Source organism: Flavobacterium sp., assembly GCF_036759525.1.
Lineage (GTDB): Bacteria > Bacteroidota > Bacteroidia > Flavobacteriales > Flavobacteriaceae > Flavobacterium.
The window spans coordinates 121375-142137 of sequence record NZ_DAIOUN010000003.1; the positions used below are offsets into that span (position 1 = coordinate 121375).

General features: G+C 38.5%; 15 protein-coding genes. 11 read left to right on the plus strand and 4 right to left on the minus strand.

Translation table 11 applies throughout. The features are described from left to right. Positions 1-44: 44 nt before the first annotated feature. The 3 genes from V7M80_RS03710 to panC are packed head-to-tail and all read right to left on the minus strand — an operon-like array spanning position 45 to position 2228. The gene (locus tag V7M80_RS03710; RefSeq protein WP_333694111.1) at positions 45-1007 is read right to left on the minus strand and encodes a lysylphosphatidylglycerol synthase transmembrane domain-containing protein; all 963 of its coding nucleotides are present in this window, start codon (positions 1005-1007) and stop codon (positions 45-47) included. 8 nt (positions 1008-1015) lie between these two features. Further along, positions 1016-1366: an aspartate 1-decarboxylase gene (gene panD / locus V7M80_RS03715; protein WP_333694112.1), complete on the minus strand. Its 351-nt coding sequence runs from the start codon at positions 1364-1366 to the stop codon at positions 1016-1018. A 13-nt stretch (positions 1367-1379) separates the two neighbouring features. Further along, a complete protein-coding gene (panC, locus tag V7M80_RS03720) occupies positions 1380-2228 on the minus strand; it encodes a pantoate--beta-alanine ligase (RefSeq protein WP_333694113.1) in 849 nt (282 codons plus the stop codon). 108 nt (positions 2229-2336) lie between these two features. Between panC and V7M80_RS03725 the strand changes: the two genes are divergently transcribed. From V7M80_RS03725 to V7M80_RS03775, 11 genes are all read left to right on the plus strand, one after another. Continuing rightward, positions 2337-3143, plus strand: coding sequence for a glycogen/starch synthase (locus tag V7M80_RS03725; protein ID WP_333694114.1), 807 nt, complete (start codon positions 2337-2339; stop codon positions 3141-3143). Between the two features lie 13 nt (positions 3144-3156). Beyond that, the gene (locus V7M80_RS03730; RefSeq protein WP_333694115.1) at positions 3157-4791 is read left to right on the plus strand and encodes a DUF4270 domain-containing protein; all 1635 of its coding nucleotides are present in this window, start codon (positions 3157-3159) and stop codon (positions 4789-4791) included. Positions 4792-4803: 12 nt separating this feature from the next. Then, a complete protein-coding gene (gene glmS, locus V7M80_RS03735) occupies positions 4804-6651 on the plus strand; it encodes a glutamine--fructose-6-phosphate transaminase (isomerizing) (RefSeq protein ID WP_333694116.1) in 1848 nt (615 codons plus the stop codon). A 292-nt stretch (positions 6652-6943) separates the two neighbouring features. Further along, complete coding sequence (locus tag V7M80_RS03740) at positions 6944-9772, plus strand: carboxypeptidase-like regulatory domain-containing protein (protein WP_333694117.1); 2829 nt, start codon at positions 6944-6946, stop codon at positions 9770-9772. A 24-nt stretch (positions 9773-9796) separates the two neighbouring features. Continuing rightward, positions 9797-11293 (plus strand): G-D-S-L family lipolytic protein, encoded by a 1497-nt coding sequence (locus tag V7M80_RS03745; RefSeq protein ID WP_333694118.1) that lies wholly within the window; start codon positions 9797-9799, stop codon positions 11291-11293. Between the two features lie 223 nt (positions 11294-11516). Next, complete coding sequence (atpD, locus tag V7M80_RS03750) at positions 11517-13028, plus strand: F0F1 ATP synthase subunit beta (RefSeq protein ID WP_333694120.1); 1512 nt, start codon at positions 11517-11519, stop codon at positions 13026-13028. A 74-nt stretch (positions 13029-13102) separates the two neighbouring features. Then, positions 13103-13384: a F0F1 ATP synthase subunit epsilon gene (locus tag V7M80_RS03755; RefSeq protein ID WP_333694122.1), complete on the plus strand. Its 282-nt coding sequence runs from the start codon at positions 13103-13105 to the stop codon at positions 13382-13384. Between the two features lie 167 nt (positions 13385-13551). Next, complete coding sequence (locus V7M80_RS03760; RefSeq protein WP_333694124.1) at positions 13552-14682, plus strand: aminotransferase class I/II-fold pyridoxal phosphate-dependent enzyme; 1131 nt, start codon at positions 13552-13554, stop codon at positions 14680-14682. 74 nt (positions 14683-14756) lie between these two features. Continuing rightward, on the plus strand, positions 14757-15377 hold the full coding sequence (gene bioD, locus V7M80_RS03765; protein ID WP_333694125.1) for a dethiobiotin synthase: 621 nt from the start codon (positions 14757-14759) through the stop codon (positions 15375-15377). A 7-nt stretch (positions 15378-15384) separates the two neighbouring features. Continuing rightward, positions 15385-16650 (plus strand): adenosylmethionine--8-amino-7-oxononanoate transaminase, encoded by a 1266-nt coding sequence (gene bioA / locus V7M80_RS03770; protein WP_333694127.1) that lies wholly within the window; start codon positions 15385-15387, stop codon positions 16648-16650. Positions 16651-16677: 27 nt separating this feature from the next. After that, complete coding sequence (locus tag V7M80_RS03775) at positions 16678-17844, plus strand: beta-ketoacyl synthase N-terminal-like domain-containing protein (RefSeq protein ID WP_333694129.1); 1167 nt, start codon at positions 16678-16680, stop codon at positions 17842-17844. 64 nt (positions 17845-17908) lie between these two features. Here V7M80_RS03775 and V7M80_RS03780 read toward each other — a convergent pair whose 3' ends face one another. Further along, positions 17909-20338: a T9SS sorting signal type C domain-containing protein gene (locus tag V7M80_RS03780; protein WP_333694131.1), complete on the minus strand. Its 2430-nt coding sequence runs from the start codon at positions 20336-20338 to the stop codon at positions 17909-17911. Positions 20339-20763 lie beyond the last annotated feature (425 nt).

Genomic DNA, 20763 nt, shown 5'->3' on the forward strand with positions numbered 1-20763 from the left:
TTAGTCCAAAGTCTAGCAGTTGCAATGTGTAGCAATATACTAATTTATTTGTTTTTGTTTAAAATTGGCAGCAATAAAAATGAGAGTGTACCCAAAATAACAACCATTAGGGTTTGTGATGTCCAAACCATCCATCCAAACGCGGTTCCTGCGGTTTCAGGGATTTGATACAAGAGAAGAATTTCAGACATTAAGAAAGGATAGGCTCCAAATCCCGAATTGGTTAGGGTAATGGCAAGGCCTCCCACAATAAAGGCAATGATTACCGTACTCAAAGCAAGGTTGCTGGTTTCCGGTAAAGCAAAAATAGTAATATAAAACATGAAGAAATAACACGCCCAAATTAAAAATGAGTGTACTATAAAAGCCCATTTGTTTTCCATATTCCAGATACTCAATACGCCGTCTAAGAGTCCTGCTATTTTTTCTTTGAAAAGGATAACCCAACGAAATTTTGAATACTTCAAAATGTAAAAACTCAATATTAGTCCTAAAATTCCAAGAATACCAATAAGAGAAAGGGTTTGTAAGGAAACTTTATCTAAAACAAATTGTTGAAGCACGTCAAATTCCAAAAAGAAGGCCAGAATTATGAACGAAAGTAGAAAAATGGAGTCAACTATGCGTTCTGCTATAATAGTTCCAAAGGCTTTATCAAAAGGAACATCTTCGTATTTTTTGAGGAGAAGAGCACGAGAAACTTCGCCAGACCGGGGAACCGACATATTGACAAAGTACCCAATGCACACAGCCATTACGTTGGTGGAAATTTTGGGAGTATAACCCAAATGAGCCAACGAATACTTCCAGCGGTATCCGCGAGACCAAAGACTTATAGCACTAATGAGTAATGAAATGTAGATGTAAATATAATTGGCATTTTGAAACTGAATTTTGATTTCCTCTAATTGTTCTGGGGTAAATTTAAAGTAGGTGTATAAAACCAAACCCAATCCCAAAACAATGGGCAACAAAATGGAAAGCCATTTGCCAATTTTTGCTTTCAATTCTCGATTTAAGTTAAAGAATTGTCTGTTTCATTCGGGAATACCAATGAAGGTTTGAAGGATTTAGCCTCTTCAAAATCCATAATTCCGTATGAAATAATGATGATAATATCCCCTTTTTGAACCTTGCGTGCTGCGGGGCCATTTAGAGTAATTTCACCGCTATTGCGATTTCCTTTGATAACATAAGTCTCCAAACGTTCTCCATTGTTGATATTAACAATAGACACTTTTTCACCTTCAATTAAGTTTGAAGCTTCCATTAATGCTTCATCAATGGTAATACTTCCTATGTAATTTAAATCTGCTCCAGTCACCTTTACGCGGTGAATCTTGGATTTAACAACTTGAACTTGCATGGCACAAAGGTAATTAATTTAATGAAATGGTGTCAATTAATCTAATGTTGTTGACAAAAACAGCAATGAAAGCTCTGTATTTGACGTTTTTGTGTTTACGTTTTGAGGTTTTTAACGTGTCTTCTCTTGCGATTTCAAAATAATCTAAAGTGAACGTTGGATGGTTGGAGAAAGTTTGATGTACAAACTTACGTACTTCAGTTATGCTTTTTTGGGCAAATAATTGTTTTGCGTTTTGAAGGGTTTTAAAAAGGAGTGCAGCATCACTTCTCTCTGTTGAGGTCAATCTCTCATTCCGTGAACTCATTGCCAATCCGTTTGATTCTCTAAAAATAGGACATCCTATGATTTGAATGGGATATTTTTGCTTCTCTACCAGTTTTTTCACAATTTGAAGTTGTTGAAAATCTTTTTCACCAAAATAGGCTTTGGTAGGCTTTATAATTTCAAATAGGCGACTTACAATGGTGCCAACTCCATCAAAATGTCCGGGTCTGAATTTTCCCTCCATTTCATGTTCCAAACCATCAAAAGAAAACGATTCCGATTTGGTTTCACTTCCGTAAATATCATCTACCTCGGGAGCATAAATTAAAATTTGAGAATTGACAGACTCCACTTTTTTTATATCCCTTTCCCAAGTACGCGGGTAATTTTTTAAATCCTCCGGGTTGTTAAATTGAGTGGGATTTACGAAAATGCTGATTATTGTAATTTCATTCTCCAAAACAGATTGAGCCAATAGCGACAGATGTCCCTCGTGTAAAGCCCCCATGGTAGGAACAAAACCTATCGTTTTTCGGGTGTCCCAAATGGGCATTAAATGCTCCTTTAGCGTGCTTTGTTTCTTGAAAATGAGCATATCTTTTTCTTGGTTTAAGGTGCAAACTTACTATTTTACTTAAATATCTGCATAATATTTTGTAATTTTGCCTGTTTTTATAAATTAAAAGATAAAGTTCGAATCAATATGGAGGATAAGAGGATATTGTACGTATCATCTGAGGTAGTACCTTATTTAGCAGAAAATGAAGTTTCAATTATGTCGTATGATGTTCCGAAAATGATTAATGATCAAGGAGGGCAGATTCGAATTTTTATGCCAAGATACGGGAATATTAATGAGAGAAGACATCAATTGCATGAGGTAATTCGGCTTTCGGGAATGAACTTGGTGGTGAATGATTTGGATATGCCTTTGATTATTAAAGTGGCTTCTATACCCAAAGAAAGAATTCAAGTTTATTTTATTGATAACGATGAGTACTTCAAACGTAAAGCTACCTTTACAGACGAAGACGGAACACTTTATCCAGACAATGATGAACGAGCAATATTTTTTGCCAAAGGGGTTGTAGAAACCGTAAAAAAATTAAATTGGGTTCCCGATATTATACACGTTCATGGCTGGTTGGCTTCTTTGTTGCCTATTTACATGAAACACTATTACAAAGACGAAGCCTTATTCTCGGAAACTAAAATTATAACTTCGGTTTATGCACAATCTTTCGATGGAAATTTAGATTCAGAATTATTGTCTAAAGTTAAATTTGACGGTGTGCCGCAAGAGGCTGTTTCTGAACTGGAAGTGCCTAATTATGAAAACCTCATCATGTCGGCTGTAAAGCATTCAGATGGTGTAATAATTGCTTCAGATAAAGTGTCTTCAAGTTTAACAAAATTTATAGAATCATCCGGAAAACCTTTTTTACCTTTCATCCCAAAAGAAGAGTATTCCCTTCATTACACGAATTTCTATAAAAAGACTCTGCTATAAATTAGATTATCACATGACTTTACACAAAAGAATACACCTTGTTTTAGTTGCATTGGGTTTAACCCTTTTTGTCTCTTGCGACAAAGATTTTAATTCAATTGGTGCAAATATTATTGGAGACGGACATTACACCTTTGGCACACCGGACCACGAGGCTACTGTTTTGGCTTACAATCACGATATCAGTTCGGTTCAATCCAATAACCTTCCGGTGAACCCACTAGGGATTTACCACAATACCACTTTTGGAAAATATACCGCTCATTTTGTTACCCAACTGTCTTTGCCTACAGCTATTCCTACCTTTACTACCATTACTCAACCTCCTTTGGTAGAAGATGTAGTGTTGTATATTCCCTATTTCAGTGTAAAAGGGACAACTACAAACGAAGTTACCTCGTATACATTGGATTCCATTTATGGAAATTCCAAATTGAAGCTTAGTGTGTATGAGAACGGATTTTTATTGCGAGATTTTGATCCGGAAACAGGTTCGGTAAATGCTCAAAAATACTACACAGATCAGGTTTTAGATTTTGAAAATAACAAAAGAGGTGCAGCAGCCGACGGAAGTTCGGTGGCCAATGGAGAAAGATTAAATAATAGCACCAATACGGCTCAAAATGACGAGTTCTTTTTTGATGCTACCGAGATTTCAGTGGTTTCTACCAATGATGCCGGAGACGAAACAACAACCAAATTGGCTCCCGGTATCTATTTGAAACTCAATTCAACATTTTTTCAAAAGAAAATTATAGAAGGTTCGGCTCAAGGGCAGTTAGCCAACAACAACGTATTTAAAAATTATTTCAGAGGTCTTTATTTCAAAGTAGAACAAGCCGCTTCTGCACCAAACGGCAGTAGTCTGGCTATGTTGAATTTTGCCAATGGTAAGATAACTATCAAATATAAAGAAGATAAAGCCGTTGAAAATCAGACCAATCCGGACAGGGTAACCAAAACTCTAGAGCTTAATTTGAGTGGTAACACCGTGAGTTTGGTTGACCAAAATAGAAATACAGACTATGCCAATGCTTTAGCGGGAGCTTCAGAAACTACAGGCGACGATCGTCTTTATGTAAATGGAGGTCCGGGCTCTATGGCCGTTATTGAGCTTTTTGGCAGAGATGCCAACGGGCTTTCGGCTGAACTCGAAGCTTACAGAGCTAAGGGTTGGTTGATTAATGAGGCCAACTTGACTTTTACCATAGATCGTGATGCTTTGGGAACTAATCCGGAGCCCAATCGTTTGTATTTGTATGATTTAAACAACAATAGACCGTTAATAGATTATACCGCAGACCAAACGACCAATACAGCCAAACCAAAGTTAGGAAAACGGGTTTATGGTGGAATAATCGTTAAGCAAAACAATAGGGGCGTAACCTACAAATTTAAAATTACCAATCATATTTCAAACCTATTGCGTAATCCGGATTCTACCAATGTTAGATTAGGTCTTGTTACAACTGAAGCTATTGGTACGGTTGCCAATTACAGCAAAAAAAATCCGGGGAGTAGTTTTATTAAAAGAGTTCCTACTGCCTCAGTAATGAATCCTTTAGGTACTGTTTTGTTTGGAAGCAAATCTTCTATACCTTTGGACAAAAGATTGCGTTTGGAAATTTATTATACCAAACCGGATTAAATCTCATTTATTATGTGTGGAATAGTAGGATATATAGGTAAACAAGACGCCTATTCAATAGTTATAAAAGGGTTAAAAAGACTGGAATACCGTGGGTATGACAGTGCCGGAATCATGTTACATGACGGTAAAAATCTCAAAATTTCAAAAACAAAAGGTAAGGTTACCGATTTGGAAGAAGTGTCTTCAAAAGATAATAATTTCTTTGGCACTATAGGAATGGGTCATACCCGATGGGCAACTCACGGAGTTCCTAATGATGTCAACTCACATCCCCATTTGTCAAATTCTGGAAACTTAGCTATAATTCACAACGGAATTATTGAAAATTACGAACCTCTAAAGAAAGAGTTAATTAAAAGAGGGTATGTGTTTCATTCGGATACCGATACAGAAGTATTGGTTAATCTCATAGAAGACGTTCAAAAAAACGAAAATATAAAGTTAGGCAAAGCGGTTCAAATTGCACTCAATCAAGTGGTTGGAGCTTATGCTATTGCCGTGTTCGACAAGAACAAACCCGATGAAATTGTTGTAGCTCGTTTGGGTAGTCCTTTGGCTATCGGAATAGGAGATGGCGAATTTTTTATAGCCTCAGATGCCTCTCCGTTTATTGAGTATACTACAAACGCCATTTATTTAGAAGATGAAGAAATGGCTATTGTTAGATTGCACAAGCCTATCAAAGTTCGTAAAATCAAAGACGATGCTCTAGTAGATCCCTACGTGCAAGAATTGAAAATGAATTTAGAGCAAATAGAAAAAGGGGGATACGACCATTTCATGCTCAAAGAAATTTACGAACAGCCCAATGTAATAAAGGATACCTATCGCGGAAGATTACTTTCTAATAAAGGGATAATCCAAATGGCTGGGGTAGAAGACAATTTGGAAAAATTTGTCAATGCCCAACGTATCTTAATTGTAGCCTGCGGTACGTCTTGGCATGCCGGATTGGTAGCCGAGTATATTTTTGAAGAGTTTGCTCGCATTCCGGTTGAGGTTGAATATGCCTCAGAATTCCGTTACCGTAATCCCATTATTCATTCTAATGATATTGTAATTGCTATTTCTCAATCAGGTGAAACGGCAGATACCTTAGCTGCAATAAAATTAGCCAAAGAAAACGGAGCTTTTGTCTTTGGAGTTTGCAACGTAGTTGGGTCCTCTATATCCAGAGAAACTCATGCCGGAGCCTACACTCATGCCGGACCCGAAATTGGGGTGGCCTCAACTAAAGCCTTTACCACACAAATTACAGTGCTCACCTTAATGGCTTTGCGTTTGGCAAAAGCCAAAGGGACTATGTCCAATTCCGATTACCACCGATACTTATTAGAGTTGGAAATGATACCGGAAAAAGTAGCAGAAGCACTTGAAACAAATGATATTGCGAAAGAAATTGCTCAAATTTATAAGGATTCTTCTAATTGTTTGTACTTAGGTAGAGGGTATAATTTCCCGGTAGCTTTAGAAGGAGCTTTAAAGTTAAAGGAAATTTCTTATATCCACGCCGAAGGTTATCCGGCAGCCGAAATGAAACACGGTCCAATTGCTCTCATAGACGAGTCTATGCCTGTAGTGGTAATTGCGCCCAAAATGGGTCATTACGATAAAGTGGTAAGTAATATTCAGGAAATCAAATCCAGAAGCGGAAAAATTATCGCCGTTGTAACCAAAGGAGATGTTCAGGTTAAAGAATTGGCAGACCATGTTATCGAAATTCCCGAAACTTCCGATGCTTTATCTCCGCTTTTAACTACCATTCCACTTCAATTATTGTCGTATCACATTGCTGTGATGCGTGGTTGTAATGTAGACCAACCCCGTAATTTAGCCAAATCGGTTACTGTAGAATAATTTTTTAAATCATAACGACTTTAAAGCAAACCTAATCGGTTTGCTTTTTTTATTTTTTTTATTTTTTCATAAAAGTTGCCAAAAAACAAATGAAAGTTTATTTTTTTATATGAATGCATACAAAAAAATTGACATTTTATTAAAATCTTGTCAAATCTTCAATAAAAACCATTGAGAATAATTGAAAAATGCAATTATAAAAATGATAATTAGCACAAAATTGTTCACTTTTTTTATAGATATGAAAAATATTTGTACTTTGGTATCGTAAACTAACAAAAACTCTAACTTTATGAAAGTGTATTCATTTATTATGACATTGTTCTTTTGTGCTGTTTCTATGGCTCAAACAACAATATCAGGTACTGTGGTAGACAACACCAAGCAACCCATTCCCGGTGCGAATATTAAAATCTCGGGTGAGGCGATTGGTACAGTGTCTGATTTTGATGGTAATTTTACCCTTACAACTCAAAAGAAACCTCCGTTCACTATTGAAATTTCGTCTATTGGATTTTCAACTCAAAAAGTTGAAATTAAATCGGCAACTCAAAAGGTTAATGCGGTGTTGAACGAAGAAGAAACAAAATTGAATGAAATTGTTGTTTCTGCTTCTCGAACTCCGGAACGTATTTTAGAGTCTCCCGTAACGGTGGAAAGAATGGGGATTAAGGAAGTAAAAAACACCTCTTCAGCCTCTTTTTATGACGGTTTAGAAAACTTAAAAGAGGTGCATTTCAACACCAGTAGTCTTTCTTTCAAATCGATCAACACCAGAGGTTTTGCAACGGTTGCCAATACACGTTTCATGCAGTTGGTGGATGGTATGGACAACTCCTCTCCGGCATTGAACTTTGTGTTAGGTAACTTAATCGGATTATCAGACATTGATGTTCATAGTGTTGAATTACTACCCGGAGCCTCTTCTGCACTTTATGGGGCAAATGCTTTCAATGGAATTTTATTCATGAACAGTAAAAATCCATTCGATTTTCAAGGGATTAGTGCCTATGTAAAAGGCGGTTTCACCAATCACGAAATAGCCGGTACCAATGAATATTGGGATGTTGGATTTCGTGCAGCTCACAAATTCTCAGACGTATTAGCGGCTAAATGGAATATCAATTTCTTAAGAGCTACCGAGTGGGTGGCCGGTGACCGTAGAGATTTGGCGGTTAATAATTCAGGTTTTGGAGTAAATCCAAACTATGATGGATTAAATATTTATGGTGATGAAGTTTCTACAAATATCAAAGATGTGGGTAGATCATTGGCCAATTTGGGTTTAATCCCGGGTGCTGCAGTGAATTTGTTGCCTAATTACAATGTGAGTCGTACCGGTTACGCCGAGCAAGACTTAAATGATAATTCAATAGAAAGTGTAAAAACGGATCTTTCTTTGCACTTACGTCCTTGGAAAAATGATTTCGAAATTGTATTGCAACACAAAGTAGGTTTAGGTAATACCATTTACCAAGGTGCTAACAGATACCGTTTGGAAAATTTTATCATGCAACAAAGTAAAGTTGAATTCAGAAACCGAAATTTCTTTGTTAGAGCTTATTTAACAACAGAAAATGCTGGGGATTCTTATGATATGCGTTTTGCAGCTTGGAACGTAAACCGAGCATGGAAAGACGATGCTACGTGGTTTGGTCAATATGCCGGAGCATTCATTCAATCTACTTTAGCCGGTCAATCCGCCGAAGCTTCTCATGCTATTGCAAGACAAACTGCAGATACGGGTAGATTTTTACCGGGTTCTCCAGAATTTCAAACCGCTTTATCTAGCGTAATTTTAGATCCGGATTTAAGAACCGGAGCTAAGTTTAAAGACAATTCTAAAATTTACCATTCCGATGTAAATTACAATTTCAAAGAATTAATAAAATTTGCCGAAATTCAATTAGGAGGTTCTTTCAGACAATATGAAATGAATTCAGATGGAACCATTTTTACCGATTTTGACGGACCTATTCGTTACGATGAATACGGTGCCTACATGCAACTTCAGAAAAAATTCATGGAAGATCGTTTGAAATTTACAGGGTCTATCCGTTATGACAAATCTCAAAATTTTGACGGTCAATTTTCGCCACGTGTTTCTTTTGTTTATTCAGCCGGGGAGCGTAAAAACCACAACTTTAGAGCTTCTTTCCAAACCGGTTTCCGCAACCCAACTACACAAGATCAGTACATCGGATTGGATTTAGGTCCGTTTGCTTTGATTGGTTCAGCACCGGATAACTTGACTCGTTTTTCTGAAACCTTAAATGTGAGTACTTCGGGTCAGGCTTTGCCAGGCGTTGGAGCTACAGCTACTCTTAACGGTTTGAATGCATACCAAAACTCATACACCATTCCATCGGTACAAGCCTTTGGAGCGGCATTGCAAGCCGGTCAATCTATTCAAGATGCTTCTCAATTGTTAGAAGTGGCTCGCATTGGATTGGTTAAACCGGAGTTTGTAAAGGCTTTTGAAGTAGGTTACAAATCGGTTCTTGAAAACGGTTTAGCCATAGACCTTAATGCTTACTACAATATGTACAATGATTTCATGAGTACATCAAGAGTTATCACACCTTATTATGGTACTGTGGGTACAGATCCTTCAAATCCGGCTAATGCTGCTTCTCATGCCGCACTTGCTTTTGGAGATCGTAGAGTATACCAAGTATATTCAAACTCAAGTACAGATATCAACTCTCTTGGATTTGGTGTAGGTTTAAGTAAAAAAATCTACAAAGATTTCGAGTTTGGAGTTAATTACAACCACGCTCAGTTTGAATTTGATCAAGCTAAAGACCCAACATTCATTGCCGGATTTAATACACCAAAACACAGAGTTAAAGCTTCTTTAGGAAATACAAACTTGTTCAAAAATTTTGGATTTAATTTGAATGCCAGATGGAGCAGTGAATACTTATGGCAATCCTCTTTTGCAGACGGTATGATTCCGGAAGTTACGGTATTTGACGCACAAGCTTCTTATGCTATTCCAAGTTTGAAATCTTCTATCAAAATTAGTGCTTCTAACTTATTTGGTAACGACTACCTTCAAGTTATTGGTGCCGGTAGAATTGGACAACAATATTTGATTTCTTGGACAGTTAATCCTTAATTTTAAACGAAAATTTCTAAGAATATGATTAAAAATATAAAATGGCTTTGTTTAGTTTCATTAACTTTCATAGCATGTAACAATGATGATGATTTAACCGATAATCAAGTAGTTTATACCTCAGGGACAGCCGATTTTTCTAAGTTTGTTGCGGTTGGTAACTCCTTGACAGCCGGTTATACAGATGGGGCTCTTTTTATTAAGGGTCAAGAAAATGCCTATCCCAATATTTTAGCTCAGCAATTTTCGTTAGCCGGAGGAGGTACTTTTACCACACCCTACATGGCTGATAATCTAGGTGGAATGGTAGTGGGAAGTACACAAGTAGTTGAAAATCGCTTGTTTTTTAATGGTTCCGGGCCACAACGTTTACCGGGAACTCCTTCTACAAGTGCTACTACAGTACTTACAGGGCCTTTTAACAATATGGGTGTGCCCGGAGCTAAAAGTTTCCACTTAAATCTTGCCGGGTATGGTGCTTTGAATGTATATTATGGAAGATTTGCATCTAGCCCAACGGCTAAAATTATTGACGATGCCGTAGCCCAAAATCCAACATTCTTTTCTTTGTGGATAGGAAACAACGATGTGTTGTCTTTTGCAACTAGCGGAGGCGACGGAGTAAATCAAACCGGGAATTTAAATCCGGCTACATACGGGCCAAACGATATAACCGACCCAACTGTTTTTGCTTCTGTTTACAGTAATTTGGTAAATCAACTTACTGCAAATGGAGCGGGTGGTGTTTTGGCTAATATTCCCAATGTAACTACTATCCCGTATTTTAAAACCGTTCCAACGGCACCTTTAACCCCAACTGCACTTGGAGGAGCCACAAATATTGCTACACTTAATGCTCAATTGTATGGTCCGTTAAATCAAGTATTCACCGCTTTTGGCGAGCCTGATCGGGTGAAGTTGTTATCGGCTACAGCGGCTAATCCTATTTTAATTTACGATGAAGATGCTGCCGATCGTTCTGCTCAAATTACCGGTGCGTTAACTCCTATTTTAGGGTTGCCAACGGCTACCGCATTCGGAATGGTCTTTGGTAAAGCAAGACAATCTACTCCAAACGACTTAGTAGTATTGCCGGCATCTACTGTAATTGGTACGCCAAATTCGGCTTCGCCTTCTCCACTAATCAACTTAAACGGTGTAACTTATCCAATGGCTGACCGTTGGGTATTAACGCCGCAAGAGCAAACTATGGTGGCCAATGCGACAACAGCTTATAACAATACTATTGCTGCAATTGCCGCTTCTAAGAATTTGGCTTTTGTTGATGCCAATGCTTTATTAAATACTATTGCTACAACCGGAATTCAAAGCAATGGCTTTACTTTAACGGGGGCTTTAGTTTTTGGAAATGCCTTTTCTTTAGATGGGGTTCACCCAACCAGCAGAGGGTACGCTTTTATGGCTAATAAATTTATTGAAGCCATTAATGCCACTTACGGCTCAAATTTACCGCCGGTAAATATTGGAAATTACAACAATTTATATCCTGCGGCTTTGTAATAAGTTCAAAAATAGATTACATAAACCACCTCAATTTGGGGTGGTTTTTTTATTTTCCTACATTTTTATTAGGGCATTTGCAGCTTCACTTTCAATACTTCAAAAAAAGCTAAAAAAAACATCGTTTTAGTATTGATTTTATATTTTTAAAAATTATCTTTGCACTCTGAAAAAAGACGTGTTTGAAACAAACATAAATAGCTATTAAATAAATACATAAGCAATGTCAAAAGTAATAGGAAAAGTTGCCCAAATCATCGGACCGGTTGTAGACGTAGTGTTCGATTCTAAAATTGCAGAATTACCCAAAATTTATGATTCTTTGGAAATCACCAAAAAAGATGGGACAAAATTAGTATTGGAAGTACAGTCTCACATTGGTGAGGATACAGTTAGAACCATTTCGATGGATTCCACAGATGGTTTGAGCAGAGGTACAGATGTTTTGGCTACCGGAGCTCCTATCCAAATGCCAATTGGAGCGGATGTATACGGAAGACTTTTCAATGTAATTGGCGATGCTATTGATGGTTTAGGAGATTTACCTAAAGATGGAAATAATGGTATTTCTATTCACAGATCAGCTCCAAGTTTTGACCAATTATCAACTTCTACCGAAGTTTTATTTACCGGAATTAAAGTAATCGACCTTATTGAGCCTTACGCAAAAGGTGGAAAAATTGGTTTGTTCGGAGGTGCCGGTGTAGGTAAAACCGTTTTGATTCAGGAATTAATCAACAATATTGCAAAAGGTCACGGGGGTCTTTCTGTATTCGCTGGAGTAGGTGAAAGAACACGTGAAGGAAATGACTTACTTCGTGAGATGTTGGAGTCTGGAATTATAAAATACGGTGAAGATTTCATGCACTCTATGGAAAATGGAGGATGGGATTTATCCAAAGTAGATAAAATGGGAATGCGTGAGTCTAAAGCTACTTTCGTATTTGGTCAAATGAACGAGCCACCGGGAGCACGTGCACGTGTAGCTTTATCCGGTCTTTCAATTGCCGAATATTTCCGTGATGGTGCCGGTTCTGACCAAGGAAAAGACGTTCTTTTCTTCGTAGACAACATTTTCCGGTTTACACAAGCAGGTTCTGAGGTTTCGGCTCTTTTAGGTCGTATGCCTTCTGCGGTAGGTTACCAACCTACTTTAGCAACCGAAATGGGAGCTATGCAAGAGCGTATTACATCAACCAAAAAAGGATCTATTACATCGGTACAAGCGGTTTACGTTCCTGCGGATGACTTAACCGACCCTGCACCGGCTACAACTTTTGCCCACTTAGATGCTACAACCGTATTGTCTCGTAAAATTGCCGAGTTAGGAATTTACCCTGCTGTAGACCCATTAGATTCTACTTCACGTATCTTAACACCTGAAATTTTAGGTAAAGAACATTACGAGTGTGCTCAACGCGTTAAAGAAATTTTACAAAAATACAAACAACTTCAAGATATTATCGCCATCTTAGGTATGGAAGAATTGTCTGAAGAAGATAAATTGGCCGTATCTCGTGCTCGTCGTGTACAACGTTTCTTGTCTCAGCCGTTCCACGTAGCCGAGCAATTTACTGGTATCCCTGGAGTATTGGTTGACATTAAAGAAACCATCAAAGGATTCAACATGATTATGGATGGAGAATTGGATCATCTTCCCGAAGCTGCTTTCAACTTGAAAGGAACTATCGAAGATGCCATCGAAGCCGGTCAAAAAATGTTAGCAGAAGCCTAATAGAATTATGAATTACAAATTACGAATTTTTAAATTTCGTAATTCGTAATTTCAAATTCGTAATTAATTAAATTATGATTTTAGAAATAGTATCTCCGGAAGCCACTTTATTTAAAGGCGAAATTACAGCCGTTACCTTACCCGGTATGGACGGTTCTTTCCAAATTTTAAATAATCACGCCCCTATTGTTTCTATTTTAAAACAAGGAACTGTGAAAATTACAGCTCCCCATTTTAAAATCAACAAGGAAGTAGCCGGAAAATTTACCAAGCTTAACGACCAAAATTATACTTTGGAAATTGCTTCGGGAACCATAGAAATGAAAGACAACAAAGTAATTGTTTTAGCCGACTAATTACTTGTATTCTAAAAATAAAAAAGTCATACAGCAATGTGTGACTTTTTTTATTTTTGGCAATAGGCCTCTATTTTTGTCGCTTTTTACAAGGATAATTTCCGGGCTTTACAAAAATCCAACGACCTATTTTTTTTATTCCTTATTTTCTTGATTATCTTTGGTAAATGGTTCGATTACCCAATAATTTAGTTCAAAAATTACAGCAAAGAGAGCAAAATAATGCCCTCCGAATCTTGCCATCTCCTCCACAAAATATCGATTTTTCATCCAACGATTATTTGGGTTTGGCTCAAAACGAACTCCTTTTTCACGAAGTCCACCAAGTATTGCTCACTCAACAAAAGAAATACAATGGGGCTACCGGATCGAGATTGCTCACGGGAAACCATGCTCTTTACACCGAAACCGAAACCTTTTTAGCTCAATTTCATCAAGCCGAAGCAGCTCTCATTTTTAATTCGGGATACGATGCCAATATCGGATTTTTTAGTTCGGTACTGCAACGCAATGATGTAGTTCTTTATGACGAATTTTGCCATGCCTCCATACGTGATGGAATTCAAATGAGTAGAGCCAAGTCGTATAAATTCAAACACAACGATTTAAAGGACCTCGAAAAACTGTTGCAAAAAGAGTCAGCTTCTCCGGGATCTACCGTTTATGTAGTTACCGAAACCGTTTTTTCTATGGATGGCGATACACCCAATCTAACAGAAATGTCGCGTCTGATTCAAAAACACAAGGCCTTTTTTGTTGTAGATGAAGCTCATGCATTGGGAGTTTTTGGTCAAAATGGGGAAGGTTTGATACAACATTTGAATTTACAAGACTTGGTTTTTGCCCGAATCGTAACTTTTGGCAAAGCTTTGGGTTGCCATGGAGCGGCTATCTTAGGAAGTCAAGCCTTACAATCGTATTTGGTGAATTTTGCCCGAAGCTTTATTTATACAACCGGATTGGCTCCACATGCAGTGGCTTCTATTTTAATAGGGTATAAATTCATGCAAAATGCCCAGAATGAAAGAGACCAACTTTTTAAAAACATTCTATGCTTTAAAGAAAATTTTCCAAAATCACTTCAACGAATAGATTCCAATTCCAGTATTCAATCCATTGTTTTTCCGGGGAATTCCAATGTTAAAGCCGCATCCCGTAGGCTATCGGAAAACGGATTTGACGTGAAACCTATTTTGTACCCTACCGTCCCCGAAGGTCAAGAACGTTTGCGATTTTGTTTGCACAGTTTTAATACTGAAAATCAAATCAAAGAGGCTTTAGTGTTACTATCCCGGTAGTTCTAAACTTTAATTTCTAAAATTCCTTATGAATTTTGCCGATTGTTTGCGACCTTTGCCGTTAAATTCATGCTATGAAATTATTTATAACCGGAATCGGTACAGATGTAGGCAAAACTATAGCTTCGGCTATCGTTACCGAAGCTTTAGAGGCTGATTACTGGAAGCCCATACAAGCCGGTGACTTGGATAATTCCGACAGTCATAAAATCAAACAATTAATCCGAAATACCCAAACGCAAATTTGGCCCAACAGCTATGCGTTGCACACTCCGGCAAGTCCGCATTATGCAGCTCAAGTGGATGGGATTCATCTGGATATCCATCAGATTAAAGAACCTCAAACAGCCAATCACCTGGTTATTGAAGGTGCCGGCGGTCTTTTGGTTCCGTTAAACGATACAGATACCATTGCCAGTTTAATCCAACCCGCCTACAAAGTTATTGTGGTTTCCCGGCATTACTTGGGGAGCATCAATCATACGTTGCTTACTTTTGAAGCTTTGGCCCAAAGAAAAATTAAAGTTTCCGGTATTCTTTTCTCAGGCAACGAAAATCCGGCTACCGAATCGGTTATTTTAACCAAAACCGGAGTTCAGATGCTGGGAAGAATAGACGATGAGCCCTATTTTGACTCCAATGTAATTGCCTATTATGCCGATAAGTTCAGAGAAAAACTTTTAACTTTAGCTTAAATCCAACATGAACCTTTCGCAAAAAGATCAGTTATACAATTGGCATCCGTATACCCAACACCAAACTACCGGATTGTTACCGGCTATTGTCAAAGGAGAAGGCGTTTGTTTGTGGGATGAAAACGGGAAGATGTATTTAGACGCGATTTCCAGTTGGTGGGTCAATCCTTTTGGCCATTCCAATCCGGTTATTGCTCAAGCTATTTTCAACCAATTAACCACATTAGAACACGTTTTGTTTGGCGGATTTACGCACAAACCCGCGGTTGATTTGGCCGAAAAGTTACTCGCCTTATTGCCCGATAATCAAAAAAAACTCTTTTTTTCGGATAACGGCTCTACTGCGGTTGAAGTGGCTCTGAAAGCCGCACTTCAGTTTTTTTACAACAAAGGGGAAAAACGCACCCAAATTATAGCGTTTGACAATGCTTTTCACGGTGATACATTTGGAGCTATGGCTGCCAGTGGAATCACTTTTTTTACCGAAGCTTTTCAAGGTTCGTTGTTGGAGGTGATTCGGATACCGGTTCCCACGCCCCAAAACGACAGCTTGGGAGTAATGGAAAAGTTATTGCAAAACCAGTCGTGTGCGGCTTTTATTTTTGAACCTCTGGTTCAAGGGGCGGCCGGTATGGTTATGTACGAAGCCCATCAGTTGGATGCTTTAATTGAATTGTGTCGCAAATACGGCGTTTTTACCATAGCCGATGAAGTAATGACCGGATTTGGGAAAACCGGAAAAACATTTGCCTCTGATTATCTTACCCAAAAACCCGATATGATGTGCCTGTCTAAAGCCTTAACGGGCGGAACTATTCCTATGGCCGTTACTACTTTTTCACAAGACATTTTTGATGGGTTTTTGTCTGACGATGTCAATAAAGCTTTGTTTCACGGACATACCTTTACCGGAAATCCAACCGGATGTGCAGCGGCCCTGGCGGCTATCGATTTGCTGCTCTCTCCCGAGTATCAAAATCACATCCAACGCCTTAACCAAAACCATCATGCGTTTGCAGAAAAGTTGAAACGGTATCCCCAAGTTCAAAACGTTCGGGTTTTAGGAACCATTTTGGCTTTTGAAATCAAAACAGATGAAACCACCAGTTATTACGGCTCATTCCGAAATAAATGGTATGCCTTTTTTATCGAAAACGGAATCATTTTACGTCCCGTAGGAAATACAGTCTATATCATGCCTCCTTATGTTACTTCGGATAGCCAATTGGAAATAATTTACCAAACCATTGAAAAAGGGCTTCAGATACTGTAATTTTGCTTTTATTTCTAATTCAATTCTGTGGTCACACCAATTGCCATAACTGCCGTAGCTTCTGTATCGCCTTTGGGAAATTCGTTTTCCGAAGTCAAACAGGCTTATGCTCAACCTCAAACTGCGATTCAACAGGTTACCCTTGAAGGGAAAACCCATTGGGCTGCTCCTTTAGCTCTTTCGGCTCGGGAAGAGGTAGAAAGGGTTATGCAGTCGCAATCGGCCTACCGAAAATTGGATCCTTCGGTTCTGTATGCATTGGCTGCCGCTCGTAAAGCGGTTTACAATGCCGGAGGTTTAGCGGGAGTAAACTTAGGAGTAAACTTTGGTTCATCTCGAGGAGCCACCCAGCTTTTTGAAAAGTACCACCAAGAATTTTTAGCAACCGGATTGGCCCCTACACTCACATCGCCTACTACCACTTTAGGGAATATTTCGAGTTGGGTGGCACACGATTTGCAAATTCAAGGGCCGGCTTTATCGCACTCCATAACCTGTTCTACCTCATTGCATGCCCTGCTTAACGGTGTGGCTTGGATGCGTGCGGGCATGGCCGAAGCTTTTTTGGTGGGAGGAAGTGAAGCTCCTTTAACGGCATTTACTATGGCTCAAATGAAGGCTATGAAAATTCCGTCGCAATTGCCCGCAGATTCGGTTTATCCTTGCTTGAGTCTCGATTTACATAAAACAGCAAATACTATGGTTTTAGGCGAAGGAGCCGTAGCCGTTGTTCTGGAAAAAGGAATCCGGAATAATGCTCTCGCTTATCTTACCGGTTTGGGGTATGCTACCGAAATTTTAGAACACAACAGTTCCATTTCTGCCGAAGCCGATTGTTTTCAAAAATCCATGCGTATGGCTTTGGGGTCATTACCTCCCGAAGCAGTAGATGTTGTGGTAACGCACACACCGGGAACACTTAAAGGGGATGCTAGCGAATTCAGAGCCATTCAAAAAGTATTTGGTGCAAATCTTCCGGCTCTAACAACCAACAAATGGAAAATAGGTCACACCTTTGGAGCTTCAGGATTATTTAGTCTTGAAATGGCGTTGCTTGTATTGGAAACCCAATCGTTTATACCGGTTCCTTTTTTGCCGCAAGCCCAACTTTCCAAACCCATTCAAAACGTTTTAATCAATGCCGTTGGATTTGGCGGAAATGCCGTAAGTGTATTGGTTTCTAAAAATCCGTAACAAGTTTTTAAACATAAAAAAAGCCACTGTTTGCAGTGGCTTTTTTTAGTTTATAGTAAAACGCTTAGTTTAAAATTACTTTTTTGGTAAACGTTTGGTCGTTGTCTAAAGTTACTTTTACAATCAAAACCGAATGAGATACATGCAATGCAGGGCTCACATAGTTTTGCGAAGCGATATCTTGTGAAGCAAACAATCTTTTTCCTAATATGTCATACACTTCGATAGCTTGAACAGAAGCCATTCCCGAATATACCGAAACCGATTTGTCTTTTCCAAAGATAATTACACTTTCTGCATCAACTACCGGATTGTCTATACTCAAGGTTTGGTTTGCAAAACGCAATTCTAAACGCGAATTGTTAACTCCTGCAGCAGCAGTAAAAGTATAAGCACTTTCTTTTAAGTTGTGGTACGTTTGGGTTAAGTGATCGTACACATAAATGGCTTGATTTCCGGCAAATAAACCTTCAACTTGGTCTAAAGTAATCGTGTATGTACCGGCTGTCCCGATTTTGATACCCAAAGGCAATACATCTTGATCGGCAAAAGGTAAAGCTCTTCCTTGGATGGTCAAATTTTTATCTCCAACGATAGTGTAAATATCGGTACTGTTGCTAGAAAAACTGGTTCCGTCGTAGTTGCTCTCGTATTCATTGGTGGCACCGTCTATATAACCTACCAACATTTGACGGAAAGATCCGGCTTCGCTGGTTAAGTTCAACCAAAAACGATCTACAGTTGTAGTAGGTGCACTTTCTACTTGATTGTTTTCTGTAGCAGAAGTACGGAAGAAAATGCTACTAGCCGTTGCTTGGTCTAACACACGCATAGAGTTGTCAAACTGTACATTTCCGCTTTGAAACACTTGAGCAAAGAAACCTTGTCCCGATACAATTTTACCGTTTGGAGCTAATGTTCCGGTGCCTGTAGTGGTTCCTCCGGTTAAATTCCAAGACGCATAATCGGTTTGGTTGTAAGATCCGGTTCCTAAATACAACGTATTGGCAGTCCAGAAATATAAGGTTCCTACTTTTACATTGATGTTGCTGGCGTTTCTCACAAAACGAGAAGCATCTATAGCACTCGGGTAAGGATTAGCCAATAAAACGGTATTTCCGGTTACGTTGGCAGTTCCGCCAAACGGTGTAACAGGTACATTGATGGTTCCGTTATTCGGAATTCCATTAAAGTTTACAGTTATAGGAGTGTTAGTGGTATTAAAAGGTGCCGAATTTCTAACTCGAGCAATAAATCCTCTTCCTACTTCAGGTGTAGCAGTTGAGATCGCTACCCAGGCTCCATTCATCGCTCCGGTAGCATTGAAACGGTATTTGCGGTCAAACTGTGAAGGAATGTTTGCCATAACATTTCCTTGCATAGGCGAACCAAAATACACATAATCCAATCCTCTCATGGGGCGTGTAATGCGTTGTGACGTGATTGGGTTTCCGCTAAAAGTTCCGTCTGCAGCAATTTGAACCAAACTTCCACCGTTTTCCAATACGATAGTTCCTAGGTTGTTGATATCATGACGTACATTAATGTGATTTCCATTTTTTACAGTTAAAGAAAAACCGGCATTTACTTTTACATTACATGCACTAAAACTTGGACCATTGTAATTCCCGTTAATTACAACCGATTTAGCCAAAGTTGGCGTACCCCCATTCCAAGAACTTCCGTTCCACTCGGTAATCAAATAGCTGGATGACGAACAATCGCCAAAAACTTCTGAGTAAATTTGAGTAAAATTGGCAGGGTATCCCGGAGGCAAACCTAAAGCAATCGTTGGGTTTTGGTTTCCTTGTACAATATCGATGTCTACTATAGCATTAGGGTCTTGGTAGTAAAATTGAGAACCGTTACCGCTCACAATAAATACTCCAATGATATTTCCTCCTACAAAAATGTTCCCGTTGTTTTGAACAGTAGAACTGGTGTTTGACATCAAATTACCTAAGATAAACACTTCGGCTTTCCAGAAATTGGTTGTACCGTTATTTGTATAATTACCATATACGGTTAATACCGAATCATCGCCGGGGTTAAATTCGGCTGTACCTCCAGTATTTACCACCACATCACCAAAAACGTTCAATCGTTTCCCATTAGCTAAAAACAATCTTCCATTGTTATTAATAGTAATACTCCCGGTGTTTAATGTGTTGGATATGCTAAATAATGGGTTTACGGTAGTTCCCGGGTCTACGTTTAAAGTACCGTTTATAACAATTCGTGCCGGAGCTAAATTCCCGGGTACACCATTACATCTAACCGTATGATTGATGTTAATAGTATTGGCAGAAGTTAAAACAGCATCTGCATGAAATGGATGAATGTTAGTTTGAACCCAAGCACTTCCATTATATCTGTCCCAACCTGAAGTAGAAACAATATTTGTATTCCCTCTAGAACGGTAATCTCCGGTAACTTGTGCTTGTGTAGCCCATGATAGAATCAAGGTAACTACGATGAGTAATTTTGTACGCATATTTTTTTCGGTTTAAGTTCTTACTTATTGCTAATTAAAAACCTCGGGGTTAAATTTGGTGTTGTAAAAGTACTCTGAGTGCCAAGTTTTAGGGAAAAAAATTGTTCAACTACGCATTTCGTCGATGAAATGCAATTTTTATTCCATTCAAACGGCAAAAAATGCACTTTATCGACCGGTTTATCAACAATATAGCAACTAAAGATGTAGTTCGTCGGGTTTTGTTGAATATTTTTAGTAAAATCGACTTTTTTGTTGATTATTTTCATTTTTTGACTTCTTTTTTGAATTTTCAGCAATAAATTAGCTAAAACACTGATTTACAGTTTTAAATTTTATTTTTCTTATGCTTTTCTAAACGTTCCGTTTTCTGAATAATTAGAAAGGTTCTTTCGGATTTGTAGACCCATTTCAAAAAAAGTTTC

Coding starts and splice junctions, on each gene's coding strand:
- V7M80_RS03755 (WP_333694122.1), top strand. CDS start 13,103: ATGATTTTAGAAATAGTATCTCCGGAAGCCACTTTATTTAAAGGCGAA.
- bioD (WP_333694125.1), top strand. CDS start 14,757: ATGAAATTATTTATAACCGGAATCGGTACAGATGTAGGCAAAACTATA.
- atpD (WP_333694120.1), top strand. CDS start 11,517: ATGTCAAAAGTAATAGGAAAAGTTGCCCAAATCATCGGACCGGTTGTA.
- V7M80_RS03725 (WP_333694114.1), top strand. CDS start 2,337: ATGGAGGATAAGAGGATATTGTACGTATCATCTGAGGTAGTACCTTAT.
- V7M80_RS03760 (WP_333694124.1), top strand. CDS start 13,552: ATGGTTCGATTACCCAATAATTTAGTTCAAAAATTACAGCAAAGAGAG.
- panD (WP_333694112.1), bottom strand. CDS start 1,366: ATGCAAGTTCAAGTTGTTAAATCCAAGATTCACCGCGTAAAGGTGACT.
- V7M80_RS03740 (WP_333694117.1), top strand. CDS start 6,944: ATGAAAGTGTATTCATTTATTATGACATTGTTCTTTTGTGCTGTTTCT.
- V7M80_RS03745 (WP_333694118.1), top strand. CDS start 9,797: ATGATTAAAAATATAAAATGGCTTTGTTTAGTTTCATTAACTTTCATA.
- panC (WP_333694113.1), bottom strand. CDS start 2,228: ATGCTCATTTTCAAGAAACAAAGCACGCTAAAGGAGCATTTAATGCCC.
- V7M80_RS03780 (WP_333694131.1), bottom strand. CDS start 20,338: ATGCGTACAAAATTACTCATCGTAGTTACCTTGATTCTATCATGGGCT.
- glmS (WP_333694116.1), top strand. CDS start 4,804: ATGTGTGGAATAGTAGGATATATAGGTAAACAAGACGCCTATTCAATA.
- V7M80_RS03730 (WP_333694115.1), top strand. CDS start 3,157: ATGACTTTACACAAAAGAATACACCTTGTTTTAGTTGCATTGGGTTTA.
- bioA (WP_333694127.1), top strand. CDS start 15,385: ATGAACCTTTCGCAAAAAGATCAGTTATACAATTGGCATCCGTATACC.